We start from the raw sequence: 19220 nt of genomic DNA on the forward strand, positions 1-19220 counted from the left end.
TTTGTATCGGGATTTTCCATGACCACCGTCCGTACTCGTATCGCACCGTCGCCTACTGGCGATCCCCATGTTGGCACCGCCTACATCGCCCTGTTCAATCTGTGCTTTGCCAAGCAGCACGGTGGCGAGTTCATCCTGCGCATCGAGGATACCGATCAGGTGCGTTCGACCCGCGAGTCGGAACAGCAGATCTATGACGCCCTGCGCTGGTTGGGCATCGAGTGGAACGAAGGCCCGGACGTTGGCGGCCCTTATGGCCCATATCGGCAGAGCGAGCGCGGTGAGATCTACCGCAAGTACGCGTTGGAGCTGGTCGCGAAAGGCCATGCCTTCTACTGCTTCTGCACCCCGGAAGAACTCGACCAGATGCGTGCCGAGCAGACCGCCCGTGGCGAGACGCCGCGCTACGACGGCCGTGGGCTGCTGCTGTCCCAAGAGGACGTGCAGCGTCGCCTGGCGGCCGGTGAGCCCCATGTGATCCGCATGAAGGTGCCGAGCGAGGGCATCTGCGTGGTGCCGGACATGCTGCGCGGCGATGTCGAGATTCCGTGGGATCGCATGGACATGCAGGTGCTGATGAAGACCGACGGCCTGCCAACCTACTTCCTCGCCAACGTGGTCGACGACCATCTGATGAAGATCACTCACGTTCTGCGCGGTGAAGAGTGGCTGCCGTCGGCGCCCAAGCTGATCCTGCTGTACGAGTACTTCGGTTGGGAAAAACCGCAGCTGTGCTACATGCCGCTGCTGCGCAATCCGGACAAGAGCAAGCTCTCCAAGCGCAAGAACCCGACCTCGATCACCTTCTACGAGCGCATGGGCTTCCTGCCGCAGGCGATGCTCAACTACCTGGGGCGTATGGGCTGGTCGATGCCCGACGAGCGCGAAAAATTCACCCTGGACGAGATGATTGCGAACTTCGACGTGCAGCGTGTTTCCCTGGGTGGGCCGATCTTCGATCTGGAGAAGCTGTCCTGGCTCAATGGCCAGTGGATGCGTGAGCTGAGCGTCGAAGAGTTCGCCGCTGGCGCGCAGAAGTGGGCCTTCAACAGCGACTACCTGATGCAGATCGCCCCGCATGTGCAGGGCAGGGTAGAAACCTTCAGTCAGATCGCCCCGCTGGCGGGCTTCTTCTTCGCCGGCGGCGTGCAGCCGGACAAGGCGCTGTTCGCTCACAAGAAGCTCTCTGACGATCAGGTGCGCCAGCTCATGCAACTGATCCTGTGGAAGCTCGAAGCCCTGCGGCAGTGGGAGAAAGAGCCTATCACCGGCTGCATTCAGGCAGTGGTCGAACACTTGGAGCTGAAGCTGCGCGATGCCATGCCGCTGATGTTCGCGGCCGTGACCGGGCAGGCCAGCTCGGTGTCGGTGCTCGATGCCATGGAAATTCTCGGCCCGGATCTCACTCGTTTCCGTCTCCGTCAGGCCATCGAGCTACTCGGTGGTGTGTCGAAGAAAGAGAACAAGGAATGGGAAAAACTCCTGGCAAGCATCGTCTAATGCCTGGCCGCCGGTCGCCTCTGTTTTGGAGGCGCCTGGGTTGTTCGGTAAGTGTTTGTTATGTCAGCGAAAAAAAACGCACCACCGGCTAGAATTTTGTTGACAGGGTGCAGGGGCGCACTTAACATGCGCCCCGTCCTCGAGATGGGGCTATAGCTCAGCTGGGAGAGCGCTTGCATGGCATGCAAGAGGTCGACGGTTCGATCCCGTCTAGCTCCACCAATCTCGATAGCCACAACCGGTTCTTATGAACAGGTTGGTTGTAAAGAAGGGCTTTGCGTCCCCTTCGTCTAGTGGCCTAGGACACCGCCCTTTCACGGCGGTAACAGGGGTTCGAGTCCCCTAGGGGACGCCATTATTTCCAGCTGCAGTGCCTCGGCATTGCAGCCAGACCGAAAGGTTCTGGGGCTATAGCTCAGCTGGGAGAGCGCTTGCATGGCATGCAAGAGGTCGACGGTTCGATCCCGTCTAGCTCCACCAATCCACGACAGGCCAGCCTAGTGCTGGCCTTGTTCTTCGAAGGTTTCGTCCCCTTCGTCTAGTGGCCTAGGACACCGCCCTTTCACGGCGGTAACAGGGGTTCGAGTCCCCTAGGGGACGCCAGTTTGCCCGCTCTGCGGGATTTTTAAGGGTCACTTCTCACGAAGTGGCCCTTTTGTTTTTGTGCGCTCGAAAAACCGTGGTGATCAGAGGCGTGACGCTCGATGCGGCTTGCGTGGTGGCAAGCAAAGCCCCTAATGTCTGGATCTGAACAGGGGCTGATCGATAGAGGAGCGTTGCATGAAACTGACAATGGGTGCCGTGGAACGACTGGCGCGTGAGCGGGTCTGCAACAAGATGCGTTGTTCGTGAACTGGGATCGCCCCAGCCCCTTCACCCTAGAGCTGCTGGTCGGCAGTGAGGACATCGACGGTCTCGGGCACGCCAACAATGCCGTCTACGTGACCTGGCTGGAGCGTTGCGCCTGGCGCCACTCGCAGTCGCTCGGGCTGGATCTGGTCGAGTACCGACGCCTCGATCGCGCCATGGCGGTAGTGCGCCACGAGATCGATTACCTGAGCAGCGCCTACGAGGGGCAGGAACTGCTGATAGGCACCTGGATCGTCGAGTCCGACCAACGCTTGAAGATGGATCGCTGCTTCCAACTGGTTCGCCCGCACGACGGCGCTACGCTGCTACGCGCAAAAACCACCTTCGTCTGCATCGAACTGTCCACTGGCAGGCCAAAACGCATGCCTGCCGAGTTCATCGAAGGCTACGGCAAGGCGTTGCTGCCGCTCTAGGTACTATTGCTGCTGCGGCGCCAGAAACAGCTTCTGCTCTTCATAGATCGCCTGGTAGCGCCGCACTTCGCCAGGCTGCAGGAGGATCGACTGGCTGCTGACCAGGTCGATCTCTGCGCAGAAGCCCTCCCGCGAAGGCGTGAGCACGATGCTGCGCTCGCCGCTAGGTACATCCAGGGTCACGCTTTCGCCCGCCGGTATTGGCACCAGCAGTTGCTCGTCCACGCGCAATTGCAAATCGCAGGCATTGGGGGCGTTACGGTCGCGGCTGACGATAAGTTTGGCGCTGGTTGCCGGATCAAGCGGCGCGCCCTCGAAGATTGGGGTTGCAGCAAAGGCGGCAGGCGCAGCGGGCAATAGCAGTGCAAGCAGGCTGCCGGTCAGCAGAAGTCGGCTCATGGTCGCTCCAGGCGATACATCGGTACTGCAATGGACTGCGCGCGACAGGCGTACGTTCAGCTCGCCGGTGGCTGTGCTGCTTGGTCGGGCACCGTTACACTACGCGCCGTTTTTACGGGGCGTCACGGACAGCCTCTGCTTGCCAGGCTTCAGTCATTTTTCGAGAGAATCACTATGCAGATCGCCTTGGCGCCCATGGAAGGATTGGTCGATGAAATCCTTCGCGATGTGCTGACTCAGGTGGGCGGCATCGACTGGTGTGTGACTGAGTTCATCCGCGTCAATGACCGCGTGCTCCCGAAGTCTGCCTATCGCAAGCTGGCTCCCGAGCTGTTCAAGGGTGCCAGGACTGCTGCGGGCACTCCGCTGCGCGTGCAGTTGCTTGGCTCCGATCCGCAATGCCTCGGCGACAACGCCGCCTACGCCTGCAAGCTTGGCGCGCCGGTGATCGACCTCAACTTCGGCTGCCCGGCCAAGACCGTGAACAAATCGCGGGGCGGGGCGGTGCTGCTCAAGGAGCCGGAGCTGCTGCACGCGATCCTTTGCGAAGTACGCCGCAGCGTGCCGGCCGCCATCCCGGTAACGGCCAAGATGCGCTTGGGTTTTGATCACAAGGACTGGGCCATCGATTGTGCCCAGGCACTCGCCGAAGGCGGCGCGTCGCAGATCGTCGTGCATGCGCGTACCAAGGTCGAGGGTTACAAGCCTCCGGCCCACTGGGAGTGGGTGGCGCGCGTTCAGGAGGCGGTAGCGGTTCCGGTTTATGCCAACGGTGATATCTGGTCGCTGGAAGACTGGCGGCGCTGCCGCGAGGTGAGCGGCGTCGAGGACATCATGCTCGGTCGCGGCGTGGTGGCGCGGCCTGATCTGGCCCGGCAGATCGCTGCCGCTCGAGCAGGGCAGGATGCCGGGGTGATGACCTGGGAGGAGTTGCAGCCGCTGTTGGCCGACTTCTGGCTGCAGGCGCGGCGCAAGATGTCGCCACGCTACGCGCCGGGCCGGCTGAAGCAGTGGCTGGCCATGCTCACGCGCAGCTATCCGCAAGCCGTGGAACTGTTCGCCCAGCTGCGCCGGGAAACCAGCTGCGAGCACATCGATGCGCTGCTTGGCGTCGCTTTTGCGCCGCGCGAGCCGGAGCGCCAGGCGATTTAGTCAGGCTGTTCAACGGCCGCCGCTGACGTCGAGCAGTGAGCCGGTGGTATAGGAGGCCTGTTCACTGGCCAGCCACAGGATGGCCTCGGCCACTTCTTCTGCAAGCCCGCCGCGCGCCAGGGGAATGCTCCTGGCAACGCGGGCGACACGTTGCGGCTCGCCGCCACTGGCGTGGATCTCGGTGTCGATCACGCCAGGGCGCACCGCGTTGACCCGGATGCCGTCGGCGGCCAGCTCCTTGGCCAGGCCAATCGTCATGCTGTCGACGGCACCTTTGGCGGCCGCGTAATCGATGTATTCCTCCGGCGCGCCGAGGCGGGCGGCGATCGATGAAACGTTGACGATGGCGCCGCCGCGACCGCCCTGGCGGGTGGACATGCGCTTCACTGCTTCGCGGTTGCACAGAAAGCTGCCAAACACGTTGGTGGCGAAGACCCGCTGCCAGCGCTCCAGGCTCATCGCTTCCAGGCGCATCTGCTGCTCGAGGATGCCGGCGTTGTTGACCAGTACGTCGAGACGCCCCAGGCGCTCATCGATCTCGGCAAAGAGTCGTTTTACCTGCGCCTCGTCTGCCACATCCGCCTGCAGCGCAATGGCCCTGCCGCCCGCACGAGTGATGTCGGCAACCAGTGCCTCGGCGGCGCAGGCCTGTTGGCGATAGTTGATCGCCACCGCATAGCCGTGCTGCGCGGCCAGGCGAGTAGTAGCGGCGCCGATGCCTCGGCTGGCACCGGTAATCAGGATCACTTTGCTCATCGAAAACTCCGTTTTTCAGCCCTTGAAATTTTTTTGGCCATCCACATTTTCAGTACTGCGGGATGCCGAAGTCGGGTCTCGCACCTTATCACTCGCTGAAAAATCAGGAGATTCACATGAGCAACGCATTTTCCATGACCCCACTCTTTCGTCAGTCCATTGGCTTCGACCGCTTCAACGACCTGTTCGAGTCGGCGATGCGCAACGAGACGGGCAGCAGCTACCCGCCCTACAACGTCGAAAAGCATGCCGATGATCAGTATCGTATCGTCATCGCTGCGGCCGGTTTCCAGGATGAAGACCTGGATCTGCAGGTCGAGCGCGGTGTGCTGACCGTGACCGGAGGCAAGCGCGCGGGCAATGGCGACAATGTTACCTACCTGTATCAGGGCATCGCCCAGCGTTCCTTCAAGCTGTCGTTCCGATTGGCCGACCATATCGAAGTCAAGGGCGCCAATCTGATCAACGGCCTGCTCAATATCGAACTGGAGCGTCTGGTTCCGGAAGAGGCCAAGGCCAAGCGTATCCCCATTGGCGCTGCGCGCCCGGTGCTGGAGAGCTGATCTGCCAATTCGGCAATGAAAGAAAAGGCGCCTATTTGGCGCCTTTTCTCATTCAGTCGAGGAGTGGGCGCTGCATGCTGTGAGCCAGCAGGGCGCGGAACTCGGCCAAGGGCAGGGGCCGGCTGAACAGGTAACCCTGGTAGCAGTGGCAACCCTGGCTCTGTAGGAAGTCCAGCTGGCTTTGTTGCTCCACGCCTTCGGCGATGACCCCCAGGCCCAGGCTCAGGCCAAGCGCCAGGACGGCGCGAATGATTTCCGCATCGCTGGGGTTGCTGGTGGCATCGCGTACGAACGACTGGTCGATTTTCAACACGTCCACCGGCAAGCGTTTTAGGTAGGTGAGCGACGAGTAGCCGGTTCCGAAGTCGTCCATGGCGAAACTCACACCCAGGTTGCGCAGGCGGTTCATTTTGGCGATGGTGTCATCGATATCCTGGATGACGATACCCTCGGTGATCTCCAGCTTGAGCATGCCCAGCGGCAATCTGTTCTTGCGCAGGCAATGCTCGACCCGTTCGACGAAGTCGTTCTGGCGGAACTGCCGGGTGCTGATGTTGACGCAGAGGCTGAAGTTCTCGTCGATGATCTGCTCTTCCAGCAACTGGGCGCAGACGTGGCAGGCCTCGAGCATTACCCAGGCGCCGACCTCGAGAATCAACCCGCTTTCTTCCAGCACATGTATGAACAGTGCCGGTGATTGCTCCCCAAGCGTCGGATGCGCCCAGCGCAGCAGCGCTTCGGCGCCAATGATCTGATCCTTTCGCGCGTCCACCTGGGGTTGGAAATAGAGCTCGAATTCACCGCGGGCCAGGGCCATGCGCAGCTCGTTCTCGAGGCGCAAGCGCTCGCTGGCGGCGTGCTGCATGGTGCTGTGGAACAGCTGGATGGCATTGCGGCCGGAGTCCTTGGCGCGATACAGGGCGATGTCTGCGCGCTTGAGTAGGTCTGCTGGAGTTTGCCCATGGTTCGGGATCAGTGCGATGCCTATGCTTGGCGTGACCTGCAGGCGGTGGCCGTCGACCAGCATCGGTTCGCTCAGCAATGTGCGCAGTTTGTCGGCGGCGCTACGGGCATGACTGATAACCTGGCTGAGCGTGCCGTCGATGCCCGTCAGCAGCACCACGAACTCATCACCGCCGAGGCGCGCCACGGTATCTTCCTCGCGCACGCTGACCTCCAGGCGTGCGGTGATCAGCTTGAGTACCGCATCACCGACCGGATGGCCGAGCGAATCGTTGATGTGCTTGAAGTGATCGAGGTCGAGAAATAGCAGGGCGCCGCGTAGCCCATGGCGTTGTAGCAGGGCGATCTGCTGGGTCAGGCGATCCATCAGCAGGGCACGATTGGGCAGGTTGGTCAACGAGTCGTGGTAGGCCAGGTGCTGGATCTGCGCTTGGGCAGCCTTGAGTTCGCCGATGTCGCGGGCTGTGACCAGCAGGCAGGGCTGCCCGTCCAGTTCGATCTGCTCGACCGATACTTCCACTTCCACACAGTTGCCGTCGCGATCCCGGGCACGCATTTCCATGCGCTGGATATGGCCTTCGCTGCGCAGCGCATCAAGCATGCGTTGGCGTTGATCGGAATCCGCCCAGATGTTCACTTGTGCGGACGTTTGGCCAATCACTTCCTCTGCGCTGTAGCCGGTCAGGCGGGTGAAACCGTCATTTATCTCGATATAGCGCCCACTGTCGCGGGTCGTGATGGTGATGGCATCCGGGCTGGAGTGAAAGGCCTTGGAGAACTTCTCCTGACTGGCCTTGAGTGCCGCCTCGGCACGCTGCTGCTCGGTGATGTCACGAAATTTGCTCAGTACGCAGGGCTGCCCGCTGAGCTCTAGGCGCCGGCACGACACCACGCAGGTCATGATGCGACCCTGTGGATCGATCAGGTCGATGCGCTCGTCGGTGAGATCCGTGCCGTTGAGGATTTTCTGTCGCAGGCCTGATGAAGCGGGCAGGGCTTGCCAAGGCTTGAGCTTGAATATGTTGCGCCCGGTAATTTCCGCCGATTGCCAGCCGAATGTCTGGGCGAACGCCGGGTTGATCTCCAGAATGCGGCCTTCAGGCAGTGTCGTTACGCAGATGGGATCCGGGCTGGCCTGGAATACCGTGGCGAATTTGCGTTCGGAGGCTTGCAGGCGTTGTTCGCGTAAGGTGCGTTCGCTGGTATCGATAAGGATCCCTGTCATGCGCACGGGCTGGCCCTGTGCGTTCCAATGCAGCTTGGCGGTGCTCTCCAGATAATGTGTCTGTCCGTACGGGTCTACGGTGCGATAGGTCACCTGATAATCCTGCCCGCTGTTCGGCAGCAAGTCCCTGTAGGCCTGGCGCATGGTCTGACGCTCAAGCAGGGGGACGTGGGCGAAAAAATCCAGGAATGGCCCATGGAAAGGTTGGGCCGGCAGGCCGTGCAAGGTCGCCGCCCGTGCCGAGGCGAACATGGTATTGCTAGAGATGTGCCAGTCCCAGGTGCCAAGATCCGCCGACTCGAGGGCCATGCGCAGGCGCTCCTGGCTATCGGCCAGGGCCTGCTCCTGAACGCGCTGGCGGCTGATGTCGCGGATCACCCCGAACATCTTGTGCTGCCCGGCCTCGCCGGCCTGCAGGCTGCCGGTGATTTCCAGCCAACGCAGGCTGCCGTCCGGCCAGTGGATGCGGTGGCGGATCGGCTCGGCGGTGGGCGAGCCGTCGAGCACGGCCTGGAACATGCGCATCACTTCCGTGCGTTCTTCTTCGGGGATCAGTGCCATGTAATCGACGGGCGCGCTCAGCGGGCTGTTGGGGTCGATACCGAACAGCTTTTGCGCCCCGCGTGACCAGTTCACTTCGCCAGTGTCGACGTTCCAGAACCAGGCACCGAGGCCGGCGCCATTGAGGGCGGCCAGCAGGTGCTGGGAGTCGTGCCAGGTCTTCTCGAACTCGGCTGGGTCGAGTGCCGGGACGTAGGGCAATGGCGGGCGTTTGTCATTGGAGTTGCCCATAACCCTTCCTCTACAAAAAGGATGGCAGAACCTCTGTGTAACGCGCACCTTGGTGCGGTCTGTAGATGGCCTGCCTAGGCATCACGTTAGCCTTTGCTCGGGCGCGAAAGCAAGGCTGTCACGATGGCTGTCGAGTAACTGCATAAAGGCCCTGGCAGCGTTGGACAGCGTGCGCTCCGTATGCACGATATAGCCCAGCTGGCGCGACAGCTGAATGCCCGGCAAAGGCAAGCGCGCGACCTGTTCATCGAGCATGGTGCGCGGCAGTACACTCCAGGCCAGGCCGATGGACACCATCATCTTGATGGTTTCCAGGTAGTTGGTGCTCATGGCGATATTGGGGGTCAGATCTTCGGCCTCGAACAGGCGCTGCACAATGTGGTGGGTGAAGGTATTGCCACCGGGAAACACCGCCGGGTGCAGGGCGACATCGGCCAGCGTCACGCCGCTGCTTTGCGCCAGTGGGTGCTCCGGGGCGGTAACGAAGTCCAGGGGGTCGTCCCATACCGCCACGGCGCGTACCGGCTCGCGAGTATCCGGCGCAAGAGTGATGACCGCCAGCTCGGCGCGACCATGGAACACCTCGTCGTAGGCGACTTCCGAATCGAGAAACTGGATGTCCAAGGCTACCTGCGGATGAGCGCGGGTGAAGGCGCGCAGCAGCGGCGGCAAGCGGTGCAGGCCGATATGGTGGCTGGTGGCGAGTGTCAGGCGGCCAGTTATCTCGCCGTTGAGGTTGGTCAGCGCTCGGCGGGTGTCTTCCAGCACGTTTAGAATCTGGTAGGCGCGTGGCAACAAGGCGCGGCCGGCCTCGGTCAGGCTCACTTCGCGGCCCAGGCGGTCGAACAGGCGCACGCGTAATTGCTGTTCCAGGCTAGCGATGCGCTTGCTCACTGCGGGCTGGGTAAGGTGCAGGCGCACCGCAGCCTCGGAAAAGCTGCCAAGTTCGGCGATGGCGATGAACGCGTTGAGGGTGGCGAGATCCATTGGGGTTCCGAGGCTGAATCGAGGATCGCCGCATTCTGTCAGGGAATGCTTTGGATGAAAAATATGAATTTGAGTAATTTGACGCCGGGTCGTAGGATTACCCCATAAGCCAAAGGGCTATTGCCCTGGCATAGAAAGACCGATGAGGACAGGCTGATGGCAGGCAAGACGCTCTACGACAAGTTGTGGGAAATGCACGAAGTGAAGCGACGCGACGACGGTTCGTCGCTGATCTACATCGACCGCCACATTCTTCACGAAGTGACGTCGCCCCAAGCCTTCGAAGGTCTGCGTCTGGCCCAGCGCAAACCCTGGCGCATCGATGCCAACATCGCCACCCCCGACCACAACGTGCCGACCACTCGCGTCGAGCGTCTCGGTGGCCTGGACGCCATCGCCGATGAAGTCTCGCGTATTCAGGTCAGGACGCTGGATGAGAACTGCGACGACTTCGGCATTCTTGAATTCAAGATGAACGACGTGCGTCAGGGCATCGTTCACGTCGTCGGCCCGGAGCAGGGCGCCACCTTGCCGGGCATGACCGTGGTCTGCGGCGACTCGCACACCTCTACCCATGGCGCATTCGGCGCGCTGGCCCATGGCATTGGTACATCCGAGGTCGAGCACGTGCTCGCCACCCAGTGTCTGGTCGCCAAGAAAATGAAGAACATGCAGGTGCGGGTCGAAGGCAAGTTGCCGTTCGGCGTCACCGCCAAGGACATCGTACTCGCGGTGATCGGCAAGATCGGCACCGCTGGCGGTAACGGCCATGCGCTGGAGTTTGCCGGCAGCGCGATCCGCGAGCTGTCCCTCGAAGGCCGCATGACCATCTGCAACATGTCGATCGAAGCCGGTGCCCGCGTTGGTCTGGTCGCGGTGGATGAAAAGACTCTGGACTACGTCAAGGGCCGTCCGTTTTCGCCGAAAGGCGAGCACTGGGAGCAGGCGGCCGCCGTATGGCATGATTTGGTGTCCGATGCCGACGCGGATTTCGACACTGTGGTCGAGCTGCGTGCCGAAGACATCAAGCCGCAGGTCAGCTGGGGTACTTCGCCCGAGATGGTGCTGGCCGTCGATCAGAACGTCCCGGATCCGGCCCGTGAAAACGACCCGGTGAAAAAGGATTCGATCACCCGCGCCCTTAAGTACATGGGCCTCGCTGCCAATCAGCCGATCACCGATATCCAGCTCGATCGCGTGTTCATCGGTTCCTGCACCAACTCGCGCATCGAAGACCTGCGCGCCGCCGCTGAAGTGGCCAAGGGTCGCAAGGTCGCCAGCACTATCAAGCAGGCGCTGGTGGTTCCGGGCTCCGGTCTGGTCAAGGCCCAGGCGGAAAGCGAAGGGTTGGACAAGATCTTCATCGAGGCCGGCTTCGAATGGCGTGAGCCAGGCTGCTCCATGTGCCTGGCGATGAACCCGGACAAACTCGGCAACGGCGAGCATTGCGCGTCGACCTCCAACCGCAACTTCGAAGGCCGCCAGGGCGCCGGTGGCCGTACCCACTTGGTCAGCCCGGCCATGGCTGCCGCTGCGGCGGTGACCGGTCGCTTCATCGACGTTCGCGAATTGATCCAGGCCTGAGGAGCACGACATGACACCTTTCACTCAACACACTGGCCTGGTCGCTCCGCTGGATCGCGCCAACGTCGACACCGACCAGATCATCCCCAAGCAGTTTCTCAAGTCGATCAAGCGCACCGGCTTTGGCCCGAACCTGTTCGACGAGTGGCGTTATCTGGATGTCGGGCAGCCGAATCAGGACAACTCCAACCGGCCGATCAACAAGGACTTCGTGCTGAACTTCCCGCGTTATCAGGGCGCTAGCGTGCTGCTGGCCCGCGAGAACTTCGGCTGTGGTTCGAGCCGCGAGCACGCGCCTTGGGCGCTAGACGAGTATGGCTTCCGTACCGTGATCGCACCGAGCTTCGCCGATATCTTCTTCAACAACAGCTTCAAGAACGGCCTGCTGCCGATCATTCTGGCTGAGGAGGAGGTCGATGCCTTGTTCGAGCAGGCCGAAGCTCAGGAAGGCTATCAACTGACCGTCGACCTCGCGGCGCAGACCGTCACCCGTCCCGATGGCATGCAGTACCGTTTCGAAGTCGATGCCTTCCGCAAGCATTGCCTGCTCAACGGCCTCGATGACATCGGCCTGACCCTGCAGGACGCTGACGCGATTCGCGCGTTCGAAGTCGGTTATCAGCAGCGTCAGCCCTGGTTGTTCGGCGCGATCAAGTAAGCCAGCGGTCTTCAAGGAGCAGCATAGATGTCAGGTCACGAGCAGGTGGTGCAGCGCCAGTTTGGTGAGCAGGCCAACGCTTATCTCAATAGCGCCGTGCATGCACAGGGCAGCGAGTTCGCTCTGTTGCAGGCCGAGGTAGCAGGGCGAAGCGATGCTCGCGTGCTGGATCTGGGTTGTGGCGCCGGCCATGTCAGCTTTCAGGTCGCGCCGCTGGTTGGTGAAGTGGTGGCGTATGACCTCTCTGCGCAGATGCTCGCAGTGGTCGACAAGGCTGCCGCCGAGCGCGGCCCGAACAATCTGCGTACGGTGCATGGCGCTGTGGAGTCGCTGCCATTTACCGATGGCGAGTTCGACTTCGTGTTCAGTCGTTACTCGGCGCATCACTGGAGCGACCTGGCGGTTGCCCTGCGCGAAGTGCGCCGGGTGCTCAAGCCGGGAGGCGTGGCGGCATTCATCGATGTCGCCTCGCCGGGCAGGCCACTTCTGGATACCTACCTGCAGAGCGTCGAAGTGCTGCGTGATACCAGTCACGTGCGTGACTACTCGTCGGCTGAATGGCTGCAGCAGATCAGCGAGGCCGGCCTGCAAGTGCGCAGTCATACCCGTCAGCGTCTGCATCTGGAATTCGCATCGTGGGTCGAGCGCATGCGCACTCCGGCGGTCATGCGTGAGGCCATTCTGGCCTTGCAGGCTGCGATGGGCGAGGAAGTGCGCGAGTACTTCGAGGTCGCCGCCGATGGCTCGTTCAGCACCGATGTGCTGGTGCTCTGGGCGGAAAAATAAGGTTACGTGTTATCAGCGAACGGGCCTGGCGCCCCATTGACCCATGCCCCGCAGGCGCCGAACATGGCGCCCCTCGCGGCAGGGCGATAGGCGCAGGCCCGCTCAGGTTTCTAAATGTCGCGTTTGCCGTTTAGCGCATGCGCCTCGAGCTTCGTGAAGGAAATAGCGATGAGCAAGCAGATTCTGGTTCTCCCCGGTGACGGTATCGGCCCTGAAATCATGGCCGAAGCGGTCAAGGTGCTGCGCCTGGCCAACGACAAGTTCGCGCTGGACGTCGAGCTGTCGTTCGACGAACTGGGTGGTGCCGCGGTAGACAAGTACGGCGTGCCGCTGGCCGACGAAACCCTGGAGCGCGCGCGCGCTGCCGATGCCGTGCTGCTCGGCGCCGTGGGTGGCCCGAAGTGGGACAAGATCGATCCGGCCATTCGCCCGGAACGTGGCCTGCTGAAGATCCGTTCGCAACTGGGCCTGTTCGCCAACCTGCGCCCGGCCATCCTCTATCCGCAACTGGCCGATGCCTCGTCGCTCAAGCCCGAAGTGGTCGCTGGCCTGGACATCCTCATCGTGCGTGAGCTGACCGGTGGCATCTACTTCGGTCAGCCCCGCGAGAGCAAAGTGCTCGATAATGGCGAGCGCATGGCCTATGACACGCTGCCCTACAGCGAAAGCGAGATCCGCCGCATCGCCAAGGTCGGTTTCGACATGGCCCGCGTGCGTGGCAACAAGCTGTGCTCGGTCGATAAGGCCAACGTGCTGGCGTCCAGCCAACTGTGGCGCACCGTGGTCGAGGAAGTGGCCAAGGATTACCCGGATGTCGAGCTGAGCCACATGTACGTCGACAATGCCGCCATGCAGCTGGTGCGTGCGCCCAAGCAGTTCGACGTGATCGTTACCGACAACATGTTCGGCGACATCCTCTCCGACGAGGCATCGATGCTGACCGGTTCCATCGGCATGCTGCCGTCCGCTTCGCTGGATGCCAACAACAAGGGCATGTACGAGCCTTGCCACGGTTCGGCGCCAGATATCGCCGGGCAGGGCATTGCCAACCCGTTGGCGACCATCCTGTCGGTGTCCATGCTGCTGCGTTACAGCTTCAACCAGACCCAGGCAGCCGATGCCATCGAGCTGGCCGTGAGCCGCGTGCTCGACCAGGGCCTGCGTACCGGCGATATCCATTCGGCAGGTACGACCAAGGTCGGCACTGCGGCAATGGGTGATGCGGTAGTCGAAGCGCTGCGTAGTCTGTAATCTTCCAGGCCGCTGGAAAGTGTCCGGCGGTTTGTTCATATAGGTGTAGTGGTTATGAAACGTGTAGGTCTGATCGGTTGGCGTGGCATGGTGGGTTCCGTGCTCATGCAGCGCATGCTGGAAGAACAGGATTTCGATCTGATCGAGCCAGTGTTCTTCACCACCTCCAATGTCGGCGGCCAAGGCCCGGCCATCGGCAAGGAAACCGAGACGCTCAAGGATGCCTACAGCATCGATGAGCTGAAAGGTCTGGACGTGATTCTCACCTGTCAGGGTGGCGACTACACCAACGAAGTTTTCCCCAAGCTGCGCGAAGCCGGCTGGAATGGCTACTGGATCGATGCGGCGTCCTCGCTGCGCATGGCCGACGACGCGGTGATCGTGCTCGACCCGGTCAACCGTAAGGTCATCGACCATCAGCTCGACCTCGGCACGCGCAACTACATTGGCGGTAACTGCACCGTCAGCCTGATGCTGATGGCCCTGGGCGGCCTCTACGAAGCCGGCCTGGTCGAGTGGATGAGCGCCATGACCTATCAGGCGGCCTCGGGTGCCGGCGCGCAGAACATGCGCGAGCTGATCAAGCAGATGGGCGCCGTCAACGCCAGTGTCGCCGACGACCTGGCCGATCCGGCCAGCGCCATCCTCGACATCGACCGCAAGGTGGCCGAGGCCATGCGCGGCGATGCGTTCCCGGTCGACAACTTCGGCGTGCCGCTGGCCGGCAGCCTGATTTCCTACATCGACAAGGAGCTGCCTAATGGGCAGAGCCGCGAAGAGTGGAAGGCCCAGGCGGAAACCAACAAGATTCTTGGCCGCTTCAAGAACCCGATCCCGGTCGATGGTATCTGCGTCCGTATCGGCGCCATGCGCTGCCACAGCCAGGCGCTGACCATCAAGCTGAACAAGGACGTGCCGCTGTCCGACATCGAAGGTCTGATCAGCCAGCACAACCCGTGGGTCAAGCTGGTGCCGAACCACCGCGAAGCGAGCATTCGTGATCTCGGCCCGACCGCCGTTACCGGCACCCTGAGCGTGCCAGTGGGCCGTCTGCGCAAGCTCAACATGGGCTCGCAGTACCTGGGCGCCTTCACCGTGGGCGACCAACTGCTGTGGGGCGCGGCAGAGCCGCTGCGCCGCATGCTGCGGATCTTGCTGGAGCGTTGATCTGCTGACGGCGCGCTGCCAGGCGTGTCGTGAAGGGGCGGGTGGATGGTGGTCGCTTTGCGATTGCCATCGCTCGCCCCTTTGCTTTTCGGTAGAGTGCCGGGTCTGTTTCAGCTATCGAGCATCAGCCTCTCCTCATGACTTCTACCTTTGATATCGCCATCGTCGGCGCCACCGGCAGCGTCGGTGAATCCCTGCTGCAAACTCTCGCAGAGCGGGATTTCCCGGTTGGTGATTTGCATCTGCTCGCCAGCAGCGAATCTGCAGGTCGTACGCTAGCCTACAAAGGGCGCAATCTGCGTGTACGTGCCTTGGACGGTTTTGATTTTCGCGCTGCGAAGCTGGTGTTCTTCGCCGCCGATCAGGCCGTCACGCTGGCCCACGTCGACGCGGTGCGCAAGGCCGGCTGTTCGCTGATCGACGTGACCGGTGCGTTGCCCAACGAGCAGGCGCCGCGGGTCGTTCCCGAGGTCAATGCCGCTGTGCTCGAGGGGCGTGAGGCGCCATTCATGCTCACCAGCCCTTCTTCGGTAGCCGTGGCGGTAACGCTGGTGCTCGCCGCCTTGAGGGAGCAAGTATCGGTGCGTCGGCTGGTGATCAACGCCGGGCTGGCGGTTTCCAGCCGTGGCCGGGAGGGGGTGTCCGAACTGGCTCGGCAGACGGCCGAGTTGCTCAATGGCCGTTCGTTCGAGCCGCGTCTGTTCGATCGGCAAATGGCCTTCAACGTCCTGGCCCAGGTCGATGAGCCGGATGCAGAGGGGCACGGTCGCATCGAGCGCCGCGTCAACGAAGACATCAAGGCGCTGTTAGATGATGCCTCACTGAGTGTCGCGGTCAGCTGTCACCAGGTGCCGGTATTCTTTGGCGACAGCTTGAGCGTAACGGTGCAGTCATCTACACCTGTAGAGCTGGATAAGGTTATCGCTGTGCTGGATGCGGCAGCCGGTATCGAGCTGGTCGATGCGGGGGATTATCCGACCGTTATCGGTGACGCCGTCGGCCAGGATGAGGTGTACGTAGGCCGCGTGCGGCGCGGTTTGGACGACCCCTGCGAACTCACTTTGTGGATTGCGTCTGATAATGTGCGAAAAGGTGCGGCTTTGAATGCCGTGCAACTGGGCGAGTTATTGATAAAACACCATCTGTAAAAGATACTTATGCGGAAATTTGAAGATCTATTCGAGCTTGGCAAATACTGAGCGCGCTGATTGTTGGCTGGGGGGCCTGTAAAGGGCAGCCGACGATCACCAACCCTCTCGTTGTGCGAGAGCAGTTAACACAAAGGAAAAGGCTATGGTTCGGGTTCGTAAACTGGTACTGGCTATCGCTGCCGCGACGGCGTTGTCTTCCGGTATGGCGCATGCGTTGGGTGTCGGCGAGCTGACGCTCCAGTCGTCTCTGAACCAGCCTCTGGTGGCAGAAATTGAACTCCTGGATGTGCGTGATCTTTCCGCGGCGGAAATGCGCCCTGCGCTCGCCTCGCCGGAAGAGTTCAACAAGGCCGGTGTCGATCGCCAGTATTTCCTGACCGACCTCAAGTTCACGCCTATCGTCAAACCGAACGGCAAGAGCGTGATTCGTGTTACCTCGACCAAACCGGTTCGCGAGCCCTACCTGAATTTCCTCGTGGAAGTGCTGTGGCCAAATGGCCGTCTGCTGCGTGAATACACGCTGCTGCTCGATCCGCCTCTTTATTCCCCTCAGGCCGCTGCCGCGCCGCAATTGCCGGTCGCCGCTCCGGCACCACGTCCTGCTGCGTCGGTCACACCGCCGCGCGCTACTGCACCTACGACGCCTGCCGCACCAAGCGCTGCAGCGGCGCAGAGTGGCGAATACCGCACCAATACCAACGACACATTGTGGGAAGTTGCTCAACGTGCTCGCGGTAATGGCAGTGTCCATCAAGCGATGCTCGCCATTCAGGATCTCAATCCGGATGCATTCATCGGTGGCAACATCAACCGCATGAAGAGCGGCCAGGTACTGCGTCTGCCGGACGAGCAGCAAGTCGCCCGCCGCAGCCAGGCCGAGGCGTTGGCTCAGGTAAACGAGCAGAACAGTGCCTGGCGCCAGGTGCGCAGCGCACCGGCAGCCGCTGGTACACGGCAGATCGATGCTACGCGCCGTACCGGCACCGGCGCCGCACCTGCCGAGGTGCAGGCTGAAGATAAGCTCAAACTGCTGGCTGCCGATGCGGGTAAGGCCACTGCAGGTAGCGAAAACGGTTCCAACAACAGTGCAGCGTTGAGCAATCAACTGGCGGTCACCCAGGAAAGCCTGGATTCAACCCGTCGTGAAAACGACGAACTGAAAGACCGCATGACTGATCTGCAAAGCCAGCTCGACAAATTGCAGCGGCTGATTCAACTGAAAGATAACCAACTGGCCAAGTTGCAGGCTGATGTGTCGGCTCCTGCCGGGCAGGTCGCTGGTGCCGCAGATACTGCAGGCGCAGCAGCGGCACCTGCTAGCCCAGATCAGGCGACTGACACGCCAGCTGGTGCGCCAGGTAGCGAGGCGTCCACACCTGTCGCGCCTTCGGCTGAAACACCGGTCGTTCCGGCTGAGCCGGTAGCCGAGACCCCGCTGAGCGGTGAGTCTGCTGCACAGCCTGGTACCGATGCCGCCCCGGCTGTACCCGCCGATGGCGCTTCACCAGCCGAAGATCCTGCTGTAACTCCTGCGCCGGCACCCGTCGAACCAGCCGCTCCTGTCGTTACCCAGGCCCCAGAGGTGGTAGCTCCCGCCCCTGAGCCGGTCGAAGAGGACAGCGCCCTCGACAACTTGCTGGCCAATCCGATGCTGCTAGGTTTGGTCGGTGGCAGCTTGCTGTTGGCACTGCTACTGGTGCTGCTGATCCTGTCGCGCCGTAAGGCGCGCAAGGAAGCCGAGGAGGAAGAGAGCCTGGCTGTGTATCAGGAAGATACCCATCGTTTCGATAGCGACATGGAGCTGCCTGCCGACAGTCTGAACGACCTGCCTGATGACCTGGCAGCACCACTGCAGCCAGTAGGTGAGGATCGTGTCGTCGCGCAAACCGGTGATGCCATGGGTGAGGCCGACATCTATATCGCCTATGGCCGCTTCAATCAGGCTGCAGAGTTGCTACACAACGCGATCAACGACGAGCCGCATCGTACCGATCTGCGTCTCAAACTGATGGAGGTCTATGCCGAACTGGGTGACCGTGAAGGTTTCGCACGTCAGGAAAACGAACTTCGTGAAATCGGCGGTGCCAACGCCGAAGTCGAGCAGTTGAAAAGCCGCTACCCGGCCATGGTGCTGCTTGGTGGCGCTACTCTGGCTGGCGCTGCTGCTGCCGATGACCTGGACTCCTTCAGCCTGGACGATCTGGCGCTGGATGAGCCCGCCAAGCCGGTCGCAGCGCAACCTGCCGATGACGCTTTCGATCTCGATTTGGATGCACTCGAAGCCGAATTCGCCTCTGACTCGCAGGCCACGCCCCAGAGCGCCAATCGTTTCGACGAAATCGATACCCTGGGCCTGGACTCCGATCTGGATCTGCAGGCTCCCAAGCAGTCGGCCACAACCAAGGATGACGCTGTAGCTTTTGATCTGGATCTCGGCGATGAAGCCGACAATCGTCAGGAGTTGGGCGGTGAGCTGGCCGATTTCAGTCTTGACCTTGACTCGCCTGCCACTACGGCAGCGGCTCAGGATGATGATTTCCTGCTGAGTCTCGACGATGACGCCGACAAGGCCTCAGCCAACGACGGCTTGGCTGATTTCTCCTTGTCGCTGCCAGATGAAAAGCCACAGGATGATTTTGGTCTGCCTGCCGATTTCGATCTGTCACTCAATGACGACGCGCCGGCTCCAGGCACCGGTGCCAGCTTCGCCGCTCAGCTCGATGATGTGACGGCCGAACTTGACCAGTTGGCTGAGAGCCTGGAGCAGCAAGGCAAGCTTGAGCCGGAAAGCCATCAGGCGGATACCTCATCGCTCGACGATGACGAGGATTTCGACTTCCTCTCGGGCACCGACGAGACCGCGACCAAGCTGGATCTGGCGCGCGCCTACATTGATATGGGTGATTCCGAGGGTGCCCGTGACATCCTCGATGAAGTGATCGCCGAAGGTAACGATGGTCAGCAGCAGGAAGCGCGTGAGCTGATCGGCAAACTGGTTTGATA

15 protein-coding genes and 4 tRNA genes are annotated in these 19220 nt (G+C 61.6%); 15 read left to right on the forward strand and 4 right to left on the reverse strand.

What is annotated here, in order from left to right; genetic code table 11:
• The first annotated feature begins 18 nt into the window (after window positions 1-18).
• From gltX to ACZ0AI_RS01425, 6 genes are all read left to right on the forward strand, one after another.
• On the forward strand, window positions 19-1500 hold the full coding sequence (gene gltX, locus ACZ0AI_RS01400) for a glutamate--tRNA ligase (protein WP_463564229.1): 1482 nt from the start codon (window positions 19-21) through the stop codon (window positions 1498-1500).
• Between the two features lie 146 nt (window positions 1501-1646).
• A tRNA-Ala gene (locus ACZ0AI_RS01405) sits at window positions 1647-1722 on the forward strand.
• A gap of 57 nt (window positions 1723-1779) precedes the next feature.
• Window positions 1780-1855 (forward strand) — tRNA-Glu (locus ACZ0AI_RS01410).
• Between the two features lie 49 nt (window positions 1856-1904).
• Window positions 1905-1980, forward strand: a tRNA-Ala gene (locus ACZ0AI_RS01415).
• A 47-nt stretch (window positions 1981-2027) separates the two neighbouring features.
• Window positions 2028-2103: transfer RNA gene (locus ACZ0AI_RS01420), tRNA-Glu, on the forward strand.
• 245 nt (window positions 2104-2348) lie between these two features.
• Complete coding sequence (locus tag ACZ0AI_RS01425) at window positions 2349-2783, forward strand: acyl-CoA thioesterase (RefSeq protein ID WP_463564230.1); 435 nt, start codon at window positions 2349-2351, stop codon at window positions 2781-2783.
• 3 nt (window positions 2784-2786) lie between these two features.
• Here ACZ0AI_RS01425 and ACZ0AI_RS01430 read toward each other — a convergent pair whose 3' ends face one another.
• Entirely contained in the window at window positions 2787-3182 is a 396-nt protein-coding gene (locus ACZ0AI_RS01430) for a hypothetical protein (RefSeq protein WP_463564231.1), read from the reverse strand.
• Window positions 3183-3356: 174 nt separating this feature from the next.
• On the opposite strand from ACZ0AI_RS01430, the gene ACZ0AI_RS01435 reads away from it, so the two are divergent.
• A complete protein-coding gene (locus ACZ0AI_RS01435; RefSeq protein ID WP_463564232.1) occupies window positions 3357-4334 on the forward strand; it encodes a tRNA dihydrouridine synthase in 978 nt (325 codons plus the stop codon).
• A gap of 9 nt (window positions 4335-4343) precedes the next feature.
• Here ACZ0AI_RS01435 and ACZ0AI_RS01440 read toward each other — a convergent pair whose 3' ends face one another.
• Entirely contained in the window at window positions 4344-5090 is a 747-nt protein-coding gene (locus ACZ0AI_RS01440; RefSeq protein ID WP_463564233.1) for an SDR family oxidoreductase, read from the reverse strand.
• A 116-nt stretch (window positions 5091-5206) separates the two neighbouring features.
• Here ACZ0AI_RS01440 and ACZ0AI_RS01445 point away from each other — a divergent pair, with 116 nt between their 5' ends.
• Window positions 5207-5653, forward strand: coding sequence for an Hsp20 family protein (locus ACZ0AI_RS01445; RefSeq protein WP_463564234.1), 447 nt, complete (start codon window positions 5207-5209; stop codon window positions 5651-5653).
• Window positions 5654-5705: 52 nt separating this feature from the next.
• Here ACZ0AI_RS01445 and ACZ0AI_RS01450 read toward each other — a convergent pair whose 3' ends face one another.
• Window positions 5706-8633 carry an EAL domain-containing protein gene (locus ACZ0AI_RS01450; RefSeq protein WP_463569928.1) on the reverse strand — a complete coding sequence of 976 codons (2928 nt, stop codon included), beginning with the start codon at window positions 8631-8633 and terminating at the stop codon, window positions 5706-5708.
• Between the two features lie 81 nt (window positions 8634-8714).
• Window positions 8715-9620 carry a LysR family transcriptional regulator gene (locus ACZ0AI_RS01455; RefSeq protein WP_463564236.1) on the reverse strand — a complete coding sequence of 302 codons (906 nt, stop codon included), beginning with the start codon at window positions 9618-9620 and terminating at the stop codon, window positions 8715-8717.
• A gap of 156 nt (window positions 9621-9776) precedes the next feature.
• On the opposite strand from ACZ0AI_RS01455, the gene leuC reads away from it, so the two are divergent.
• The 7 genes from leuC to ACZ0AI_RS01490 all read left to right on the forward strand — a co-directional run bounded on the left by leuC (window position 9777) and on the right by ACZ0AI_RS01490 (window position 19218).
• Window positions 9777-11204, forward strand: a complete 1428-nt coding sequence (gene leuC / locus ACZ0AI_RS01460; RefSeq protein WP_463564237.1) for a 3-isopropylmalate dehydratase large subunit — start codon at window positions 9777-9779, stop codon at window positions 11202-11204.
• A gap of 10 nt (window positions 11205-11214) precedes the next feature.
• The gene (gene leuD / locus ACZ0AI_RS01465; RefSeq protein WP_463564238.1) at window positions 11215-11862 is read left to right on the forward strand and encodes a 3-isopropylmalate dehydratase small subunit; all 648 of its coding nucleotides are present in this window, start codon (window positions 11215-11217) and stop codon (window positions 11860-11862) included.
• 27 nt (window positions 11863-11889) lie between these two features.
• Complete coding sequence (locus tag ACZ0AI_RS01470; protein ID WP_463564239.1) at window positions 11890-12648, forward strand: class I SAM-dependent methyltransferase; 759 nt, start codon at window positions 11890-11892, stop codon at window positions 12646-12648.
• Window positions 12649-12816: 168 nt separating this feature from the next.
• Entirely contained in the window at window positions 12817-13899 is a 1083-nt protein-coding gene (leuB, locus tag ACZ0AI_RS01475; protein ID WP_463564240.1) for a 3-isopropylmalate dehydrogenase, read from the forward strand.
• A 54-nt stretch (window positions 13900-13953) separates the two neighbouring features.
• Window positions 13954-15066 carry an aspartate-semialdehyde dehydrogenase gene (gene asd / locus ACZ0AI_RS01480; protein WP_463564241.1) on the forward strand — a complete coding sequence of 371 codons (1113 nt, stop codon included), beginning with the start codon at window positions 13954-13956 and terminating at the stop codon, window positions 15064-15066.
• Window positions 15067-15203: 137 nt separating this feature from the next.
• Window positions 15204-16214 (forward strand): aspartate-semialdehyde dehydrogenase, encoded by a 1011-nt coding sequence (locus tag ACZ0AI_RS01485; RefSeq protein WP_463564242.1) that lies wholly within the window; start codon window positions 15204-15206, stop codon window positions 16212-16214.
• 145 nt (window positions 16215-16359) lie between these two features.
• Window positions 16360-19218, forward strand: coding sequence for a motility hub landmark protein FimV (locus tag ACZ0AI_RS01490; protein ID WP_463564243.1), 2859 nt, complete (start codon window positions 16360-16362; stop codon window positions 19216-19218).
• The last annotated feature ends 2 nt before the right edge of the window (window positions 19219-19220 follow it).

The organism is Pseudomonas sp. AC355, assembly GCF_979258205.1.

Excerpts from the sequence above, each read along its gene's own strand:
- gltX (WP_463564229.1), top strand. The coding sequence starts at position 19 with ATGACCACCGTCCGTACTCGTATCGCACCGTCGCCTACTGGCGATCCC.
- ACZ0AI_RS01430 (WP_463564231.1), bottom strand. The coding sequence starts at position 3,182 with ATGAGCCGACTTCTGCTGACCGGCAGCCTGCTTGCACTGCTATTGCCC.
- ACZ0AI_RS01435 (WP_463564232.1), top strand. The coding sequence starts at position 3,357 with ATGCAGATCGCCTTGGCGCCCATGGAAGGATTGGTCGATGAAATCCTT.
- ACZ0AI_RS01440 (WP_463564233.1), bottom strand. The coding sequence starts at position 5,090 with ATGAGCAAAGTGATCCTGATTACCGGTGCCAGCCGAGGCATCGGCGCC.
- ACZ0AI_RS01445 (WP_463564234.1), top strand. The coding sequence starts at position 5,207 with ATGAGCAACGCATTTTCCATGACCCCACTCTTTCGTCAGTCCATTGGC.
- ACZ0AI_RS01450 (WP_463569928.1), bottom strand. The coding sequence starts at position 8,633 with ATGGGCAACTCCAATGACAAACGCCCGCCATTGCCCTACGTCCCGGCA.
- ACZ0AI_RS01455 (WP_463564236.1), bottom strand. The coding sequence starts at position 9,620 with ATGGATCTCGCCACCCTCAACGCGTTCATCGCCATCGCCGAACTTGGC.
- leuC (WP_463564237.1), top strand. The coding sequence starts at position 9,777 with ATGGCAGGCAAGACGCTCTACGACAAGTTGTGGGAAATGCACGAAGTG.
- leuD (WP_463564238.1), top strand. The coding sequence starts at position 11,215 with ATGACACCTTTCACTCAACACACTGGCCTGGTCGCTCCGCTGGATCGC.
- ACZ0AI_RS01470 (WP_463564239.1), top strand. The coding sequence starts at position 11,890 with ATGTCAGGTCACGAGCAGGTGGTGCAGCGCCAGTTTGGTGAGCAGGCC.
- leuB (WP_463564240.1), top strand. The coding sequence starts at position 12,817 with ATGAGCAAGCAGATTCTGGTTCTCCCCGGTGACGGTATCGGCCCTGAA.
- asd (WP_463564241.1), top strand. The coding sequence starts at position 13,954 with ATGAAACGTGTAGGTCTGATCGGTTGGCGTGGCATGGTGGGTTCCGTG.
- ACZ0AI_RS01485 (WP_463564242.1), top strand. The coding sequence starts at position 15,204 with ATGACTTCTACCTTTGATATCGCCATCGTCGGCGCCACCGGCAGCGTC.
- ACZ0AI_RS01490 (WP_463564243.1), top strand. The coding sequence starts at position 16,360 with ATGGTTCGGGTTCGTAAACTGGTACTGGCTATCGCTGCCGCGACGGCG.